This is a genomic window from Microbacterium sp., from assembly GCF_044508325.1.
Taxonomy (GTDB): Bacteria; Actinomycetota; Actinomycetes; order Actinomycetales; family Microbacteriaceae; genus Microbacterium.
Window position 1 is genome coordinate 103744 of sequence record NZ_JBIQHX010000006.1, and the last position, 16349, is coordinate 120092.

Annotated in this window: 18 protein-coding genes and 4 tRNA genes; 17 read left to right on the plus strand and 5 right to left on the minus strand. The window is 71.0% G+C overall.

Features of this window, described 5'->3' with window-relative positions; translation table 11 throughout:
* The first annotated feature begins 53 nt into the window (after nucleotides 1-53).
* Nucleotides 54-581, plus strand: a complete 528-nt coding sequence (locus ACIWQI_RS07025; protein ID WP_396656427.1) for a type II toxin-antitoxin system PemK/MazF family toxin — start codon at nucleotides 54-56, stop codon at nucleotides 579-581.
* A gap of 90 nt (nucleotides 582-671) precedes the next feature.
* Here the strand turns inward: ACIWQI_RS07025 and ACIWQI_RS07030 are convergent, their stop codons facing one another.
* Nucleotides 672-1064 (minus strand): nuclear transport factor 2 family protein, encoded by a 393-nt coding sequence (locus tag ACIWQI_RS07030; RefSeq protein WP_396656428.1) that lies wholly within the window; start codon nucleotides 1062-1064, stop codon nucleotides 672-674.
* A 50-nt stretch (nucleotides 1065-1114) separates the two neighbouring features.
* On the opposite strand from ACIWQI_RS07030, the gene ACIWQI_RS07035 reads away from it, so the two are divergent.
* Entirely contained in the window at nucleotides 1115-1594 is a 480-nt protein-coding gene (locus tag ACIWQI_RS07035; RefSeq protein ID WP_396656429.1) for a MarR family winged helix-turn-helix transcriptional regulator, read from the plus strand.
* Between the two features lie 5 nt (nucleotides 1595-1599).
* Here ACIWQI_RS07035 and ACIWQI_RS07040 read toward each other — a convergent pair.
* A tRNA-Val gene (locus ACIWQI_RS07040) sits at nucleotides 1600-1675 on the minus strand.
* 149 nt (nucleotides 1676-1824) lie between these two features.
* On the opposite strand from ACIWQI_RS07040, the gene ACIWQI_RS07045 reads away from it, so the two are divergent.
* The 8 genes from ACIWQI_RS07045 to ACIWQI_RS07080 all read left to right on the plus strand — a co-directional run bounded on the left by ACIWQI_RS07045 (nucleotide 1825) and on the right by ACIWQI_RS07080 (nucleotide 6960).
* Nucleotides 1825-1897, plus strand: a tRNA-Gly gene (locus ACIWQI_RS07045).
* 56 nt (nucleotides 1898-1953) lie between these two features.
* Nucleotides 1954-2024 (plus strand) — tRNA-Cys (locus ACIWQI_RS07050).
* A gap of 27 nt (nucleotides 2025-2051) precedes the next feature.
* Nucleotides 2052-2123 (plus strand) — tRNA-Val (locus tag ACIWQI_RS07055).
* A gap of 62 nt (nucleotides 2124-2185) precedes the next feature.
* On the plus strand, nucleotides 2186-2440 hold the full coding sequence (locus ACIWQI_RS07060; RefSeq protein ID WP_396656430.1) for a hypothetical protein: 255 nt from the start codon (nucleotides 2186-2188) through the stop codon (nucleotides 2438-2440).
* 66 nt (nucleotides 2441-2506) lie between these two features.
* Nucleotides 2507-3016 carry a glycine cleavage system protein R gene (locus tag ACIWQI_RS07065; RefSeq protein WP_396656431.1) on the plus strand — a complete coding sequence of 170 codons (510 nt, stop codon included), beginning with the start codon at nucleotides 2507-2509 and terminating at the stop codon, nucleotides 3014-3016.
* 69 nt (nucleotides 3017-3085) lie between these two features.
* A complete protein-coding gene (locus tag ACIWQI_RS07070) occupies nucleotides 3086-4324 on the plus strand; it encodes an acyltransferase family protein (RefSeq protein WP_396656432.1) in 1239 nt (412 codons plus the stop codon).
* Between the two features lie 57 nt (nucleotides 4325-4381).
* Nucleotides 4382-6406, plus strand: coding sequence for a threonine--tRNA ligase (gene thrS, locus ACIWQI_RS07075; RefSeq protein ID WP_396656433.1), 2025 nt, complete (start codon nucleotides 4382-4384; stop codon nucleotides 6404-6406).
* On the plus strand, nucleotides 6403-6960 hold the full coding sequence (locus ACIWQI_RS07080) for an HIT family protein (protein ID WP_396656434.1): 558 nt from the start codon (nucleotides 6403-6405) through the stop codon (nucleotides 6958-6960). The genes thrS and ACIWQI_RS07080 overlap by 4 nt, the downstream gene beginning before the upstream one ends.
* A 4-nt stretch (nucleotides 6961-6964) precedes the next feature.
* On the opposite strand, the gene pdxY is transcribed toward ACIWQI_RS07080, so the two are convergent.
* Both pdxY and ACIWQI_RS07090 read right to left on the minus strand, forming a co-directional pair.
* Nucleotides 6965-7816: a pyridoxal kinase PdxY gene (gene pdxY / locus ACIWQI_RS07085; RefSeq protein WP_396656435.1), complete on the minus strand. Its 852-nt coding sequence runs from the start codon at nucleotides 7814-7816 to the stop codon at nucleotides 6965-6967.
* Between the two features lie 7 nt (nucleotides 7817-7823).
* Nucleotides 7824-9155, minus strand: a complete 1332-nt coding sequence (locus tag ACIWQI_RS07090; protein WP_396656436.1) for an aminotransferase class I/II-fold pyridoxal phosphate-dependent enzyme — start codon at nucleotides 9153-9155, stop codon at nucleotides 7824-7826.
* Between the two features lie 89 nt (nucleotides 9156-9244).
* On the opposite strand from ACIWQI_RS07090, the gene pdxS reads away from it, so the two are divergent.
* From pdxS to ACIWQI_RS07105, 3 genes are read left to right on the plus strand one after another with little or no spacing between them, the layout of a single operon-like run.
* On the plus strand, nucleotides 9245-10147 hold the full coding sequence (gene pdxS / locus ACIWQI_RS07095; RefSeq protein ID WP_396656437.1) for a pyridoxal 5'-phosphate synthase lyase subunit PdxS: 903 nt from the start codon (nucleotides 9245-9247) through the stop codon (nucleotides 10145-10147).
* Nucleotides 10141-10740 (plus strand): pyridoxal 5'-phosphate synthase glutaminase subunit PdxT, encoded by a 600-nt coding sequence (gene pdxT, locus ACIWQI_RS07100; protein WP_396656519.1) that lies wholly within the window; start codon nucleotides 10141-10143, stop codon nucleotides 10738-10740. The genes pdxS and pdxT overlap by 7 nt, the downstream gene beginning before the upstream one ends.
* A gap of 56 nt (nucleotides 10741-10796) precedes the next feature.
* Nucleotides 10797-11336, plus strand: a complete 540-nt coding sequence (locus tag ACIWQI_RS07105; protein ID WP_396656438.1) for a hypothetical protein — start codon at nucleotides 10797-10799, stop codon at nucleotides 11334-11336.
* Here the strand turns inward: ACIWQI_RS07105 and ACIWQI_RS07110 are convergent.
* On the minus strand, nucleotides 11312-12697 hold the full coding sequence (locus ACIWQI_RS07110) for a pyridoxal phosphate-dependent decarboxylase family protein (protein ID WP_396656439.1): 1386 nt from the start codon (nucleotides 12695-12697) through the stop codon (nucleotides 11312-11314). The two genes, ACIWQI_RS07105 and ACIWQI_RS07110, sit on opposite strands and share 25 nt — an antisense overlap.
* A 113-nt stretch (nucleotides 12698-12810) precedes the next feature.
* On the opposite strand from ACIWQI_RS07110, the gene ACIWQI_RS07115 reads away from it, so the two are divergent.
* The 4 genes from ACIWQI_RS07115 to ruvA all read left to right on the plus strand — a co-directional run bounded on the left by ACIWQI_RS07115 (nucleotide 12811) and on the right by ruvA (nucleotide 16317).
* Nucleotides 12811-14199 carry an NAD(P)-binding protein gene (locus ACIWQI_RS07115; RefSeq protein WP_396656440.1) on the plus strand — a complete coding sequence of 463 codons (1389 nt, stop codon included), beginning with the start codon at nucleotides 12811-12813 and terminating at the stop codon, nucleotides 14197-14199.
* Between the two features lie 53 nt (nucleotides 14200-14252).
* Nucleotides 14253-15008: a YebC/PmpR family DNA-binding transcriptional regulator gene (locus ACIWQI_RS07120; RefSeq protein WP_396656441.1), complete on the plus strand. Its 756-nt coding sequence runs from the start codon at nucleotides 14253-14255 to the stop codon at nucleotides 15006-15008.
* Nucleotides 15009-15077: 69 nt separating this feature from the next.
* On the plus strand, nucleotides 15078-15644 hold the full coding sequence (gene ruvC / locus ACIWQI_RS07125; RefSeq protein ID WP_396656442.1) for a crossover junction endodeoxyribonuclease RuvC: 567 nt from the start codon (nucleotides 15078-15080) through the stop codon (nucleotides 15642-15644).
* Between the two features lie 52 nt (nucleotides 15645-15696).
* Nucleotides 15697-16317, plus strand: a complete 621-nt coding sequence (gene ruvA / locus ACIWQI_RS07130) for a Holliday junction branch migration protein RuvA (protein ID WP_396656443.1) — start codon at nucleotides 15697-15699, stop codon at nucleotides 16315-16317.
* The last annotated feature ends 32 nt before the right edge of the window (nucleotides 16318-16349 follow it).

Sequence of the window (16349 nt, forward strand, 5' to 3'; positions counted from 1 at the left end):
GAGGGCCGGGGCAGCATCCGACGGATGCCGCCCCGGCCCTCTATCGTGGGTGGGTGGCATCGCGTTCCGTCCTCGGCTCCCTCTTCGATCTGCTCCGCCCGAGCCGCCGCCGGGCATCGGAAGTCGACGTCTCGCCGGGCCGGTTCGGCAGCAGCCGCACGGTGGGGGTGCGGCCGCCCGGTCCGGACGGCCTGCGGATCTCGTACGCCCCGCGCACCGACGGCGACCCCGACGCCGGCGAGGTCGTGTGGACGTGGGTGCCGTACGAGGAGAACGACGGCCGCGGCAAGGACCGCCCCGTGCTGGTGATCGGTCGAGCGGATGCCGACCGCGTCTACGCCGTGCGGCTGACGAGCAAGTCGCACGACGGGGACCGCGACTACCTGTCGATCGGGTCCGGTCCCTGGGACAGCAAGGGACGCCCCTCCTGGGTCGACATCGAGCAGGTCTACCTGGTGCATGCCGACGGGATGCGGCGCGAGGCATCCGCTCTCGATCTGGACACGTTCGTCCGGGTCGCAGCTGCGCTGCACAGGCGGTACGGATGGGAGGCGGGCGGCGAGAGGAGCGCGGATGCGTAGCCGCCCGAGGCGGACCTGTCGGTGGTGTCGAGCGTCGCCGCGCGCGTGTGGGCCCTCTTCCTGCTGCCGCCCCAGGTCGCGGTTCGTCGGTCACGGCTCGTAGCAGTCGTACGTCTCGATCTCGGCGATGCGGCCGTCGCGGACCCGGATGAACTGTGCGATGTGCGCGGTCACCTCGTGCCCGCGGCGGAGCGGCCCCGCGTCCGCCGCGACGATGCCTCGCCAGGTCAGCCGGGCGACCACGGTGTCCTCGATCCGCCTCAGCCAGAGGACGTCGTAGCGCTGCCCGCTCAGCAGGCGTGCACCGGCAGTGCTGGCGGCGAGCATCGCCGCGCGGTCGCTGGTCCGACCCTCGGGCGCGAGGCGATTCGGGTGCTCGCGGGTGCGGGCGTCCGGAGTCAGGAACCGGGCGAGGGCAGGGCCGTGGATTCCCTGCTCGATGGCGTCGTAGAACTCCCTCACGACCAGTGCGCCTTCATCCATATTCACAACTCTAGTTGTGCAACTACGGTTGTGCAACGGAGAATGACCGGATGGACGACACCGAACCGCCGATCGACCTGGCGACCCTGGCCTTCCTCACCGGCAGCGCCGCGAACGATGCGCTCCTGCACGAGATCCGGGGCAGCGGTCATCCGGGGCTGCGCGTCTCCCACGGGTACGTGTTCCAGCGGCTCCTGGTGGGGGAGCCGACGATCGGTGAACTGGCGGCGGCTCTGGGGGTGACCCAGCAGGCCGCGTCCAAGGCGGCTCGGGAGCTGGAGCAGCTCGGCTATGTCGCGCGGCGTCCGGATGCCTCCGACCGTCGGGTCACCCGACTGGCCCTCACCGACCGGGGCGCGGCGGCGGTCGCGGCGGCCCGACGGGCGCGGTCCCGGCTGGAGCGGGCTCTCGCCGATCGCGTGGGGGAGGCGGATCTGGCCGCGGCTCGGCGTGTGCTCACCGCGCTTCTGACCCACGTGGGCGGGCAGAACGCCGTGCAGCGCCGGTCGGTGAAGCCGATGCCGCGGTGAGCGTGTGGTGGGCGATACCAGACTCGAACTGATGACCTCTTCCGTGTGAAGGAAGCGCGCTACCAACTGCGCCAATCGCCCGTGGACCCGAGGGGCCGGGTATCGATGCTACCGGATGCCGACCCGCGGAACGAACCGTCCCGAGACGGACACGCGCGAATGTCACATGGTTTGGTCTGAGGGGCAGGATCGGATAAAGTTGTCCAGCACCCCGAGAGATCGGGGAGCACGCGGATGTAGCGCAGTTGGTAGCGCATCACCTTGCCAAGGTGAGGGTCGCGAGTTCGAGTCTCGTCATCCGCTCGAGTGCGGGGGCCTCCCTTCGGGGAGGTCGCGGCATGTGGGGTCAAACCACACGCGGTGGCGTGGCCGAGCGGCTAGGCACCGGCCTGCAAAGCCGTTTACACGGGTTCGAATCCCGTCGCCACCTCTCCGAAAAACTGAACAGCCTTCACAGGCGCGATTGGCGCAGCGGTAGCGCGCTTCCCTGACACGGAAGAGGTCACTGGTTCGATCCCAGTATCGCGCACACAGGCCTGGTGCCGACTTCAAGAGGACCTTCCGAGGGACCGTTTCCGAAGGGATCGTGTCGTGGGCGGACGAAAGCGACGACTGTGGCATGCGACGCCATGGGACGGGCAGCGGGGCTTCTGGGCCGCCTGGAATCGCCTGGTCTTCCAGATCGAGGGGACGGCACAGCTCGGCGACCCGAACGAGCCCGCGTACGTGCCTCCCGCCGACCCGCGGTGCCCGCTCTGCGCCGCACCCATGGATCAGCATCGCATCCACCGCGTCCCGGGGAAGTCGACGAGCATGACCTGTCCGCCGGCACGCCAGGCCGCGTAGCACCCGACCGACGCTGCCGGCTCCAGCCCCGTATCGCGCCGGCGCCGCGACCTCTAGGCTCGTGGCATGGCGTCGCTCGTGCTCACCCTGGTCGGAGACGACCGTGCCGGGCTGGTCCAGGCCGTCGCCGACGCCGTGGCCGCGCACGGCGGCAACTGGGAGCGCAGCGAGCTGGCAGAGCTCGCCGGCGCCTTCGCGGGCATCGTCCTCGTGTCGGTGCCCGACGGCTCCCGCGATGCACTGATCGATGATCTGAATGCCCTGAAGGGCATGCTCCAGATCACCCCGCACGCCGGTGCTCCGGCCGCCGATGCCGACGTCGGCGATCACTTCGTGTTCACCGTTCTCGGCAACGACCACCCGGGGATCGTGCGGGAGATCACGCACGCCCTCGCGCATCACGGGCTCAGCATCGACCGCTTCACCAGCCGCACCCTGGACGCGCCGATGGCCGGAGGCACGCTCTTCGAAGCCCACGTCAGCGTGCGGATCGGAGACCGGGCCGACCTGTCCGCCGCGGTCGAGGAGCTCGAGCGTCTCGCCGGCGAGATCCAGGTCGACCTCACGGTCGCCTGAGCTAGCGGGCCGCCTGAGCGGTGTCAAGCGCACAGGTGACGCCAAGCCGGTGCCACTAGCGTCGTCGGGATGGCTTCCGACATCCGCACGAGTCAGCGGGTCTCGTCCCTGGACGGACTTCGCGGAGTCGCCGCGCTCATCGTCGTGGTCCAGCACTGCGCCCTCGTCTCACCCGCGCTGGCGGCCGGATACTACGGCGGCGACGTCGGGGGAGTGGTCAACCAGATCGCCGTGTACTCGCCGCTGCACCTGTTCTGGGGCGGTGCCGAGGCGGTCGTCGTGTTCTTCGTGCTGTCCGGGGTCGTGCTCGTGCGGGCGATGGAATCGGCGCGGTTCACCTGGGGCTCGTACTTCCCGTCCCGTCTCGTGCGGCTCTGGGTCCCCGTCGTGGGTGCGGTCGCCCTCGGCTATCTGCTGCTCGCGGTGCTGCCGTCGATCTTCCCCAAGCTCGCCCGCACCGGCACCTCGAGCCCGTGGCTGGATCGCCCGTTCGGCTACCCGTTCGAGTCAGTCGCACAGGACCTCGCGCTGCTGGGAGGCACCTCCGGGATCGTGTCTCCGCTGTGGACCCTGCGGTGGGAGATCATCTTCTCGCTGCTGCTGCCGGTGCTCGCCTTCGCAGCCCGGCTCATCCCCGCCTGGCTGTTCGGCGTGATCTGCATCGCACTGTCGGCCACCGGCGCGGCCACCCACGTGGCCGCGCTGCAGTACCTGCCGATCTTCGGCGTGGGCGTCGCGCTCGCGTTCATGTGGGACCGGCTGGAGCAGCGCGGCGCCGGGATCGGCCGCCTCGGCTCGGCTGTGGCATGGTCGTTCGGCCTGATCGCGATCGTCCTGGCGATGACCTCGAAGTGGACGCTCCGCCCGATCCTCGACGATGCGATCGTGACCCCCGTCTCCCAAGTCCTCATCGTGTCCGGTGCGGCTGCACTGGTGTACGCCGCGGCCCGCTGCCGCCCGCTCAACCGGGTGCTCAGCATCAAGCCCATCGCGTGGCTGGGCGCCGTCTCGTTCAGCCTGTACCTGGTCCATGAGCCCTTCGTGGTGACCTATGCGCACCTGACCGGATCGGCCCGGCTCACGCTGCTGCTCGCCGTGCCGACCGCGCTGCTGGCGGCGTGGCTGTTCTGGCTCGTGGTCGAGCGCCCGGTGCACCACCTCGCGCGCCGGCTGCGCGACCGCGTGGCCTCGCGTGAGCTGGCCGAACTGCACGACCGTGTGAAGGCGGCGGATGCCGCAGCGGGGACCGGCCCCGCGCGGGAGACCGACCCCGCGCATCCTCCGACGCGACCGCTGTCCGTGGTCTGAGCCGCCCCGGCGCCGGGCGGTAGCCTTGATCCGTACCGAGATCTGGAGAGTCGCCCTGTGCCTGATGCCGCCATCCCGTCGGACGTCGCCTACCCTGCCGACGGATTCGCCCTGTTCCCCGACCGGTCTGTCGTCGCCCTGCGCGTCAACGGCGAGCTGAAGGATCTCGCGACCACGGTCGAGGCGGCGGATGTCGTCGAGCCGGTGCTCGTCAGCAGCCCGGATGGTCTCAGCATCCTGCGCCACTCCGCCGCCCACGTGCTGGCGCAGGCGGTGCAGCGCATCGACCCGCAGGCGGATCTCGGGATCGGCCCGCCGATCACCGACGGCTTCTACTACGACTTCGGCGTCGCCGATCCGTTCACCCCCGAGGATCTGAAGGCGATCCAGAAGGAGATGGAGCGGATCATCCGCGAGGGACAGCGGTTCGTGCGCCGCGTGGTCACGCCCGAGGAGGCCCGTGCCGAGCTCGCCGGAGAGCCCTTCAAACTCGAGCTGGTCGATTTGGCCGGTGGCCCCGGTGCCGGCAGAGCGGGCGAGGTCGCCGAGGGCGCGGGCGCCGAGATCGGCGCGGGCGAGCTGACCATCTACGACAACGTGAACCGCGACGGGGAGACGGTCTGGAAGGACCTGTGCCGCGGCCCGCATCTGCCGAGCACGCGGCTCATCGGCAACGGCTGGGCGCTGCAGCGTGTCGCCGGCGCCTATTGGCGCGGCAGCGAGAAGAATCCGCAGCTGCAGCGCATCTACGGCACGGCGTGGCCGAGCAAAGACGAGCTGCGCGCGTACCAGCACCGGCTGGAGGAGGCCGCCCGGCGCGACCACCGCAAGCTGGGCCGGGAGCTGGACCTGTTCTCGTTCCCGGATGAGATCGGCTCCGGGCTGTCGGTGTGGCATCCGCGCGGGGGTCTGGTGCGCGGTGAGATGGAGCAGCACGCGCGCCGGCGACACATCGCCGACGGCTACACATACGTGTACACGCCGCACATCTCGAAGGAGGACCTGTTCCTCCAGTCGAACCACCTCGTCACCTACAAGGAGGGGATGTTCCCGCCGATCGTCATGGACGAGGAGCGGGATGCCGAGGGGCACATCACCAAGCAGGGCCAGGACTACTACCTCAAGCCCATGAACTGCCCGATGCACATCCTCATCTACAAGGAGCGCGCGCGCAGCTACCGCGAGCTGCCGATGCGTCTGACCGAGAACGGCACGGTGTACCGCTACGAGCTTTCGGGCGCGCTGCACGGTCTGACCCGGGTGCGCGGATTCACCCAGGACGACGCACACCTGTTCGTCACGCCGGAGCAGCTGGAGGGCGAGGTCACGAAGGTCCTGGAGTTCGTCATCTCGATGCTGCGCGACTTCGGCCTCGAGGACTTCGAGCTCGAGCTGTCGCTGCGCGACGACGAGAAGGACAAGTGGATCGGAAGCGACGAGTTCTGGGAGTACTCGACCGAGGCGCTGCGCAGCGTCGCGGTCGCCAGCGGGCTCAAGCTCACCGAGGCGCCGGGCGAGGCGGCCTTCTACGGGCCCAAGATCGACCTGAAGACCACCGACGCCATCGGGCGGGTGTGGCAGCTGTCGACGGTGCAGGTCGACCCGAATCTCCCGGAGCGCTTCGAGCTGGAGTACACGGATCGCGACGGGGAGAAGAAGCGCCCGATCATGATCCACCGGGCGCTGTTCGGCTCGATCGAGCGCTTCTTCGCGATCCTGCTCGAGCACTACGCCGGCGCGTTCCCTGTGTGGCTGTCACCGGTGCAGGTCGTGGCGATCCCCGTCGCCGAGGAGTACGCCGACTACCTCGACGGGATCGTCGCGCAGCTGCGCGACGCGGGGGTCCGCGCCGAGGTGGACCACAGCGACGATCGCATGCAGAAGAAGATCCGCACCCACACCACGCAGAAGGTGCCGCTCATGCTGATCGCCGGCGAGCAGGACCGTGCGGCCGGGGCGGTGTCGTTCCGGTTCCGCGACGGCTCGCAGGAGAACGGGGTCCCCGTCGCCGACGCCGTGCGTCGCATCCGCGCGGCGATCGACACCCATGCCCTCGTGAACGCGGCGGAGGACTTCGCGTGACCGACGTCCCGCCCGGCCCCGCCGAGGGGCTCGTCGCGGCCGCGAGCCTGCCCGGCGTGCCCGACGAGTTCCAGCGGCTGTGGACGCCTCATCGGATGGCATACATCCAGGCCGGGCCCGAGCCCCTGCGCGAGGAGTGCCCGTTCTGCGCGGCGCCGCGCAAGCCGGATGCCGACGGGCTCATCGTGGCACGCGGTGAGACCGCGTACGCGCTGCTGAACCTGTTCCCGTACAACTCCGGCCATCTGCTCGTGTGCCCGTACCGGCACATTCCGCTCTACGACGACGCGACGGCTGAGGAGGTCGCCGAGATCGGCCTGCTCACGCAGCAGGCGATGCGGACCCTGCGCCGCGTGGCGCGCTGCGACGGGTTCAACATCGGCATGAATCAGGGCAGCGTCGCCGGCGCCGGCGTGGACGGGCACCTGCACCAGCACATCGTGCCGCGCTGGGCGACCGACGCCAACTTCTTCCCGATCATCGCGAAGACGAAGGCACTGCCCCAGCTGCTCGGCGAGGTGCGCGAAGCCGTCGCCGGCGCCTGGGCCGACTGAGCGCTCAGCGCACCTGCTCGACGGCGAACTGCAGGCGCGGGTGCGCGAACGCCTCCTGCGACTCCACGAGCTGCAGCTCGCGCTCGCCGGATTCCCAGGTGCGCTCCAGCAGGTCGAAGACGCTCGAGGCCGTCCGGGCCAGCGCGTCGGCGGCATCGCCGGTGCGCCGATGGTGCGCCGTGAACAGCGCGGCGGTGACATCCCCCGACCCGTTCGCCTTCAGCGGGAGCAGCGGCGTCCGCACGATCCATGCGCCGTCCGGCGTCACGGCGAGCATTTCGACCGTCCCGTCGGGTCGGTCGGGTCTTTCGACGCTGGTCACCAGCACCGTGCTCGGGCCGCCCTCGCGGACCAGGTCCGCCGCGGCAAGGGTCTCGTCCAGCGTGTGCGGCTCGGTGCCGGTGAGATAGCCCAGCTCGAACTGGTTCGGGGTGATCAGATCGGCGGCGGGGACGACCCGATCGCGCAGCAGCACAGGGATGGCAGGGGCGACGAAGCATCCGCTCTTCGCATTCCCCATGACGGGGTCGCAGGCGTAGATCGCGCTCGGATTGGCCTCCCGCACGCGCGCGACGGCGTCGAGGATCACGTCGGCGATCCCTTCGGAGCCCTGGTACCCGGACAGGATGACGTCGATCTGCCCGAACACCCCGCGCTCCTCGATCCCGGTGAGCACCTCGCGCACATCGTCGGGGGAGATGTGGGGTCCGCGCCAGGAGCCGTAGCCGGTGTGGTTGGAGAAGTTCACCGTGTACACCGGCAGCACCTCGACGCCGATGCGCTGCAGCGGGAAGACGGCCGCCGAGTTGCCGACGTGACCGTACGCGACCGCGGACTGGATGGAGAGGATCTTCACCGATCGATCATCGCATTCCCGCGGCGTCGCGCTGCACGGACGCCGCAGCGGCGGCCACATCGGTCGCGAGCAGACGCGCATCCGACTCGGTGAGGTCGTGGACGGTCAGCCGCAGGTGGTGAGAGGGCGCATCGGCGAGGAGGAATTCGTCACCGGTGCGGGCGAGCCAGCCGCGGCGCATGAGCTGCTCGGCGACGGCACGGGCGGGACCGGGCACCGGCACCCAGAGGTTCAGGCCGTCGCCGGCGGTCACCGGGAGCCCCTCGGCGGTCAGCTGCGCCGCGAAGTCGGCGTTGCGCTGCGCGTAGCGGGTGGCGGCGCGCGTGATGCCGGCGCGCACGTCGTCGTCGGCGAGGAGCGCGTGCGCGAGCCGTTGCAGCAGGTGACTGACCCAGGTGGTGCCCGGGCTCAGCCGCAGCGCCAGCCGCGCAGCCGTGTCGGGGTCCGACGCGGTGACCGCCAGGCACATGTCCGGTCCCAGGAACTTCGAGACCGAGCGCACGAGCGCGAACCGCCGGTGCTGCGGGCCGACGATGCTGTGGAACGGTCGTGCCGACAGCAGCGAGAAGTGATCGTCCTCGATGACGAGCACGTAGGGATGCGCGGCGAGCACCTCGCGCAGCGCGGCGGCGCGCTCCGCGGTCAGACTCGCCCCGGTCGGGTTCTGCGCCCGCGGCGTGCACACGACCGCGCGCACGCCCTCGGCGAGTGCTGCCTCCAGGCCGGCGACAGTCATCCCCTCGTCGTCGACGGGGACGGGAACAGCCCGATAGCCGCCCAGCCGTGCGGTCTGGATGCCGGCCAGCCAGCACGGGTCCTCCAGGGCGACCGCGTCGTCCCGGGTCAGCGCCTGGGCGAGGAGGCGCTCGACGGCATCGACGGCGCCCGAGGTGACGGTGAGGCGGAAGTCGTCCGGCGCGAGATCCGCGGCCATCCACCGCCGGGCCCACCCCTCCAGACCGGCGTCGATGACCGGCTCGCCGTAGAGCACGGGGCGTCCGACGACGGCCTCCAGGGCAGGCGTGGGATCGGGGATGAGCGAGGCGTCCGGGTTCCCGGTGCCGACATCACGCAGCACGCTTCCGGCGGCGAAGCCTTCCTGGGCGATGGCCGCGGGCGCCGCGATGCGGGTCCCGCCCCGTCCCAGCGTCTCCACCAGACCGGCGTGGGTGAGCTGCCGGTAGGCCGAGACCACCGTGTTCCGGTTCACCCCGAGCTGCTGCGCCAGCGCCCGCACCGAGGGCAGCGGCTGACCGGCGCGCAGCTCGCCCCGCTCGCGCAGATCGCGCACGCTGTCGGCGATCTCGGTGGCCGTCGTGCCGTCGATGCGAGTGTCCATGGCACCTCCGCATTCGAGTGTACGTGTCAGTGGTATCGTTTGGCCTATGCCAATGATCGCCGTTGGCTGACGGACATGAGAGGGCCATCGTGGCTGACGAGACACGGAACAACGAGGTCGGCACCGGACGGGTCAAGCGCGGACTCGCCGAGATGCTGAAGGGCGGCGTCATCATGGACGTGGTGACCGCCGAGCAGGCCCGCATCGCGGAGGACGCCGGCGCGGTCGCGGTCATGGCGCTGGAGCGTGTGCCCGCCGACATCCGCGCACAGGGCGGCGTCGCCCGCATGAGCGACCCCGACCTCATCGACGACATCATCGCATCGGTGTCCATCCCGGTGATGGCGAAGGCCCGCATCGGCCACTTCGTTGAGGCGCAGGTGCTCCAGGAGCTCGGCGTCGACTACATCGACGAGTCCGAGGTGCTCTCGCCCGCCGACTACGTGAACCACATCGACAAGTGGCGGTTCACGGTGCCGTTCGTGTGCGGCGCCACCAACCTCGGCGAGGCGCTGCGCCGCATCAACGAGGGCGCGGCGATGATCCGCTCCAAGGGCGAGGCGGGCACGGGGGACGTGTCGGAGGCGACCAAGCACATCCGCAAGATCTCCGGCGAGATCAACGCGCTGCGCTCGATGAGCAAGGACGAGATGTACGTCGCGGCCAAAGAGCTCCAGGCCCCGTACGAGCTCGTCGCCGAGGTCGCCGAGACCGGGAAGCTCCCGGTCGTGCTGTTCGTGGCCGGCGGCGTGGCGACGCCCGCCGACGCCGCGATGATGATGCAGCTGGGCGCCGACGGCGTCTTCGTGGGCTCGGGCATCTTCAAGTCCGGGAATCCCGCCGAGCGGGCGGCCGCCATCGTCAAGGCCACGACGTTCTACGACGACCCGGCCGTCATCGCGGATGTCTCGCGCGGGCTCGGCGAGGCCATGGTGGGAATCAACGTCGCCGACCTGGCGGCTCCGCACCGCCTCGCAGAGCGCGGCTGGTGAGCACTCGCCCGCGCGTCGGCGTCCTCGCCGTCCAGGGTGATGTGCGCGAGCACGCGCAGGTCCTCGCGGGCCTGGGCGCCGACGTCGAGCTGGTGCGACGGCCGATCGAGCTGGCGGCGATCGACGGGCTCGTCCTCCCGGGCGGCGAATCCAGCGTCATCGACAAGCTGAGCCGGGCGTTCGGTCTGCAGCAGCCCGTCCGCGACGCGATCGCGGCGGGCATGCCGGTCTACGGCACGTGCGCAGGACTGATCCTGCTCGCAGATCGCCTGATCGACGGCATCGCCGGACAGGAGACCTTCGGCGGCCTGGATGTCACGGTGCGCCGCAATGCGTTCGGCTCGCAGGTCGACTCGTTCGAGGCCGACCTTCGGATCCCCGTCCTGGGAGACCCGCCGGTGCACGCGGCATTCATCCGGGCTCCGGTCGTGGAGGCGGTCGGGCCGGAGGTGGAGGTACTGGCGCGTGTGGGCGACGGACGGATCGTCGCCGTCGAACAGGGTCGGCTGCTGGCGACCTCGTTCCACCCCGAGGTGACCGGCGAGACCCGGTTCCACGAGCGCTTCCTCGAGAAGGTCCGCGTGCACGCCTGATGCCTGCCCGGCGCTTCACGGCGCCCACATCGCGCCGGCACAGTAGATTGCTGTCCGTGACCCTCAACGACTGGTGGTCCGAGCGCGCGGAAGAGAAGTACTGGATGGTCGCGCCGCCCAAGGGGAACCTCGGACCTGCGCTCATGGCGCCGCGACACGGCGGCGACCACCAGCGTCTGGAATGGACGCACGAGATCGTCTCCCTGGTCGAGCCCGGCGACACGGTGTTCGTCTGGGACCGCTCGGCCGCGCAGCCCGGGATCACAGGCTGGAGCCGTGCCATCGGTCCGCGCAGCGTCGAGCTGCGACCCCGGACGGTCCGCGGTCGGGAGTCCGCGCCGATCGCACAGTGGGTCATGCCCGTCAGCGACACGCTGCCGCTCGCGCATCCGATCGACCTCGCCGCGCTCCGCAAGATCGGGTCCGACATCGTCACTCTGCGCGACGAGCTCGCGGCCACAGCACAGGGCCCCCTCTACTTCCCCTTCATCGGCGGCGCCCACACTCTCGCGCCTGCGCCGGGTTACACGATGAAGTTCCCGCGCGACCTGTTCGCGCTGCTGAACGCGCGCTACGGGTTCGACTTCGCGCTCTGAGCGCGCACCAGGCGCTCGACCGCCTCGACGGTGCGCGCGACGTCGTCCGGCGACGTCACCCATGACGACAGGGAGCACCGCAGCGCCGCTCGTCCTCGCCACTGGGCGCCCGTCATGACTGCGGTGCCGTCCTGCAGGATCGCGGCACCCAGCTCGCGCGTGGCGTCGTCCGACGCGAGCCGGAACATCACCTGTGTGTATGCGACCTCGTTGACGACCTCGACCCCGTCGATCCCGGCAAGACCCTCCGCCATCGCTGCCGCATTCTCGTGAAGCCTGTCGACGAGGTCGGCCACCCCGCGACGGCCGAGGCTGCGCAGTGCGGCCCACGCGGGAACGCCGCGAGCGCGGCGCGAGAGCTCGGGCGTGACATCCCACGGATCGAGCCCGGTGTAGACGAGGTAGTCCCCGCCCGTGCGGAACATCGCGATCGAGTCTGCCGGGTCGCGCACGATGGCGATGCCGCAGTCGTACGGCACATTCAAGGTCTTGTGCGCGTCGGTGGCCCAGGAATCCGCCTGGTCCATTCCAGCGGTGAGGGGACGGAGGGCGTCGGATGCCGCGGCCCACAGCCCGAACGCACCGTCGACGTGCACCCACGCTCCGTGCGCGCGGGCCAGCGGGATGAGTGTCGCGAAGTCGTCGAAGGCTCCCGTGTGCACCTCCGCCGCCTGGAGGCAGACGATGAGCGGCCCATCGCCGGCCGCCAGCGTCTTGCGAAGCGCATCGGGGCGCATCCGACCCTGATCGTCGCTGTCGACGACGGTCACCTCGGCACGGCCGATGCCGAGGAATCGCGCGGCGCGGTCGATGGACCCGTGCCGGTCGGCGCCGACGACGAAGCGCACTGCGGGCGCGGTGCGCAGACCCTTCTCGGCGAGATCCCAGCCCGCGCGGGCGAGCACCGCGTTGCGCGCCGTCGCCAGGCAGGTGTAGTTCGCGAGCTGTCCGCCGGTCACGAAGCCGACACTGGCGGTCTCCGGGAGCCCGAGCAGCTCCAGCATCCAACGGCCGGCGACGCGCTCCATCGCCACGGTCGCGGGTGTGAGCATCGCCGAGCCGGCATTCTGATCCCACGCGGACACCAGCCAGTCGGCGCCCAGAGCGGCCGGGAGGGTCGCCCCGATCACGAAGCCGAAGAATCGTCCGCCGGGAATCGCCACGAGACCCGGGTCGGCGCGCCGCGACATCTCCTCGATGACCGCGGCGGCGTCTGCGCCCTCCTCGGGGAGCGGACCGCCGAAGGCGTCCAGCATCGCGTCGAGATCCGCTCGCGGCCAGACCGGTCGGTCGGGCAGCGTCCGCAGGAAATCCGACGCGCCGCGGTGCGCGGCATCCAGTGCACGATCTCGTTCATCCACGGCGCACAGTGTTCCACCGCAGCGACCCCCGGGCAAGGCACGGGGCGATCGGGCCACCCGGATGGATGGAGCGCACGTAGACGGCCTGTCCCGGAGGGTGCTTGAGTAGTGCCGTGACCCGCGCGGTCGATGCCGACTACCTGGTGGTGGGTGCCGGCGCCACAGGGATGGCGTTCACCGACGCTCTGATCGACCACGCCGAGAAGGTGCGCGTGGCACTCATCGACCGTCGTCACGGCGTCGGCGGGCACTGGCCTGAGGCTTACCCGTTCGTTCGCCTGCACCAGGCATCCGCCTTCTACGGCGTGGCCTCGACGCTGCTCGGCGGCGGGCGCGTGCAGCATCGCGGGCCCGAGGCCGGGCTTCAGGAGCGTGCGGCGAAGGCCGAGATCTGCACCTACTTCGAACGGATCCTGGCCGACCGCTTCCTCGAGTCGGACCGGGTCGAATTCCACCCCGCCTGCGAATACCGGGGCGATCGCACCTTCGTGTCGCGGGTGTCGGGCGAGCGTTTCGTCGTGCCCGAGCACTGCCGGATCGTCGATGCGCACCACCTGGCCCCACGGATTCCCGCCGAGACGCCGCCGCCTTTCGATGTCGGTGACGGCGCCCGTGTCGTGCCCGTCGGCGAGCTGGCGCACCTCGCGGGGGCTGCGAGCGAGTATGTGGTCGTCGGCGCGGGGAAGACGGCCACGGATGCCTGCGTCTGGCTGCTGGAACGCGGCGTCGCGCCCGACTCGATCTGCTGGGTGCGGCCGCGCGACCCGTGGATGCTCGACCGATCGGTGATCCAGCCCGTTCCGGAGGTGTTCCTCGCGATGGTCGCCGACACGATGGAAACCGCCGCGTCGGCCGCCTCGCTCGATGAGCTGTTCCTCAGGCTCGAGGATGCGGGCATCATGCTCCGCATCGATCGGGCGGTGACGCCCACCATGGCGAAGACCCCCACCCTCGCGACTTGGGAGCTCGAACTGCTGCGCAGTATCGAGCACGTGGTCCGTCGCGGGCACCTCGCGGGGGTGCACCGCGGCCGGCTCGAGTTCGCCGACGGCGCGGTGGCGATCAAGGACGACGCGCTCATCGTCCACTGCGCGGGAGCAGGCCTCGTCTATCCGCCGTCGGTTCCGGTCTGGACGCCCGAGGCGATCACGCTCCAGCCCATCCGATCCGGGTTCCCCTGCTTCGGCGCCGCGCTCGTCGGGTACGTGGAGGCGTCCCGCGCGGACGACGGGGAGAAGAACCGCCTGTGCCCGCCGTCCCCCTACTCCGACTCACCTGCGACGTGGGCGCGCATGACCGTCATCGGCGCCCGCAACGCCAGGGCCTTCGGCGCCGAGCCCGACATCGCCGCCTGGGCGTCCGGGGTGGCGCTGAACCCTGCACGCGTCCCCCCGGGGCACCCCGGCTCGGCCCGACTCGACGAGGTGCTCGATCGGCTGCAGACCCACACCGCGCAGGGCATGGTGCGCCTCGCGGCCCTGGGCGGTGTCGCTCCCCGCTGACGATCGATGCGCCCCTGCGAGGGGGTACCGCGCGTCCCCGTAAACTTGGAGACATGTCCGGCCACTCCAAGTGGGCGACGACGAAGCACAAGAAGGCCGTCATCGACGCGCGCCGCGCCAAGTCGTTCGCCAAGCTCATCAAGAACATCGAGGTCGCCGCCAAGCTGGGCGGTCCCGACCTCAACGGCAACCCGACGCTGTACGACGCGGTCCAGAAGGCGAAGAAGACCTCCGTCCCGAACGACAACATCGACCGCGCCATCAAGCGGGGTGCGGGCATCTCCGGCGACGCCGTCGAATACCAGACGATCATGTACGAGGGCTACGGTCCCAACGGCGTGGCGCTGCTGATCGAGTGCCTCACCGACAACAAGAACCGCGCCGCGGCCGAGGTGCGCACCGCACTCACCCGCAACGGCGGCACCCTGGCGGACCCGGGCTCCGTCTCGTACAACTTCTCGCGCAAGGGCGTCATCGTCGTCTCCGGCGAGGGGACCACCGAGGACGACGTCATGCTGGCGGCTCTGGAGGCGGGCGCCGAGGAGGTCGAGCCGCACGCGCAGGGCTTCGAGGTGATCACAGACGCGGCCGACCTCGTCCCGGTCCGCGCCGCCCTGCAGGACGCGGGGCTCGACTACGAGTCCGCGGATGTCGAGTTCGTGCCGTCGCTGAAGGTCGAGATCGACGCCGACACGGCGCGCAAGGTGTTCCGGCTCATCGACGCCCTCGAGGACAGCGACGACGTGCAGAACGTGTACAGCAACTTCGACCTGACCGCCCAGGTGCAGGCAGAGCTCGAAGAGGATTGACCCGTCCGGGTGGGCGGCGCCGGGCGCGTCGCGCCCGCCGCAGGGCCCGCCCCGCCTAGCGTGGAGCGCGTGGCATCCCGTTCCCTCCGTGTGCTCGGCATCGACCCGGGTCTGACCCGCTGCGGCGTCGGGATCGTGGATGTCGCCGCCGACCGCTCCGCGGTGCTCGTGCACGTCGGAGTCATCCGCACCGCGCCGGACGCCCCGGTCGAAGAGCGGCTCGCGGGGGTCGCGCGCGGAATCCGCGCCCTTCTCGACGTGCATGAGCCGCAGGTGGTGGCCGTCGAGCGCGTCTTCGCCCAGCAGAACCGGCACACCGTGATGGGCACGGCGCAGGCCAGCGGAGTCGCCCTGCTGCTCGCGGCCGAGCGCGGCCTGCCGGCCGCCCTGCACACGCCGACCGAGGTCAAGGCCGCGATCACCGGCTACGGCTCGGCCGACAAGCGCCAGGTGCAGACGATGGTGGCGCGCATCCTGCGCCTGGACGCCCCGCCCACTCCCGCCGACGCCGCCGACGCGCTCGCGCTCGCGCTGTGCCACGCCTGGCGGGGGCGCGCGCCGGTCGCCGGCGCCATCGGGGCACCGACGCCCGCCCAGCGCGCCTGGCTGGAGGCGGAGCGCCTCGCGCGACGATGACGCTGCGCGTGTCGGTCGAACAAAGCTCCGAAGCCTCGCCTAGGCTCGAGGCATGATCTCGTCCCTGCACGGAACCGTCGTCCTCGCCGACGCCGATGCCGTCGTCGTGGAGGTCGGGGGCGTCGGGCTGTCGGTGACGGTGTCGCCTCAGCTGGCGCGCGCCGCCCGTGCCGGGGAGCGCATCCGGCTGCACACCCACCTCGTCGTCCGCGAGGACGCCCTCGCGCTCTACGGATTCGAGACGCGCGACGAGCTGGCCGTGTTCGCACAGCTGCTCGGCGTGCCCGGCGTGGGGCCGAAGTCCGGGATGGGCGTGCTGTCGGCGATGACGGTGCCCGCCATCGCCGAGGCGGTCGCCGCCGAGGACGATGCTCCGTTCCGCAAGGTCTCCGGCATCGGGCCGAAGACCGCGAAGCTCATCGTCGTGCACCTCACCGGAAAGCTCGCCGCTCCGGCGGTGCAGACCGCGCCCGCCTCGGTGGCCGGCGCCGTGCAGGCCCAGGTGACCCAGGCGCTCGTCGGACTCGGGTGGAACGAGCGCACCGCCGCGGAGGCGCTGGACGCCATCCTCTCCGACGCGGACGCCTCGGAGCGCGGCTCGGTGACCGCGCTGCTGCGTCTCGCCCTGGCCCGGCTCGGACCGGCACGACCCGCGGAGGCGGCACGTGGCTGAGGGGCGCGAGGGGGCGGTGCCCGTCGACGCCG

Excerpts from the sequence above, each read along its gene's own strand:
- ACIWQI_RS07030 (WP_396656428.1), bottom strand. The coding sequence starts at position 1,064 with ATGGATGAAGGCGCACTGGTCGTGAGGGAGTTCTACGACGCCATCGAG.
- ruvA (WP_396656443.1), top strand. The coding sequence starts at position 15,697 with ATGATCTCGTCCCTGCACGGAACCGTCGTCCTCGCCGACGCCGATGCC.
- ACIWQI_RS07070 (WP_396656432.1), top strand. The coding sequence starts at position 3,086 with ATGGCTTCCGACATCCGCACGAGTCAGCGGGTCTCGTCCCTGGACGGA.
- ACIWQI_RS07065 (WP_396656431.1), top strand. The coding sequence starts at position 2,507 with ATGGCGTCGCTCGTGCTCACCCTGGTCGGAGACGACCGTGCCGGGCTG.
- ACIWQI_RS07090 (WP_396656436.1), bottom strand. The coding sequence starts at position 9,155 with ATGGACACTCGCATCGACGGCACGACGGCCACCGAGATCGCCGACAGC.
- ACIWQI_RS07035 (WP_396656429.1), top strand. The coding sequence starts at position 1,115 with ATGGACGACACCGAACCGCCGATCGACCTGGCGACCCTGGCCTTCCTC.
- ACIWQI_RS07120 (WP_396656441.1), top strand. The coding sequence starts at position 14,253 with ATGTCCGGCCACTCCAAGTGGGCGACGACGAAGCACAAGAAGGCCGTC.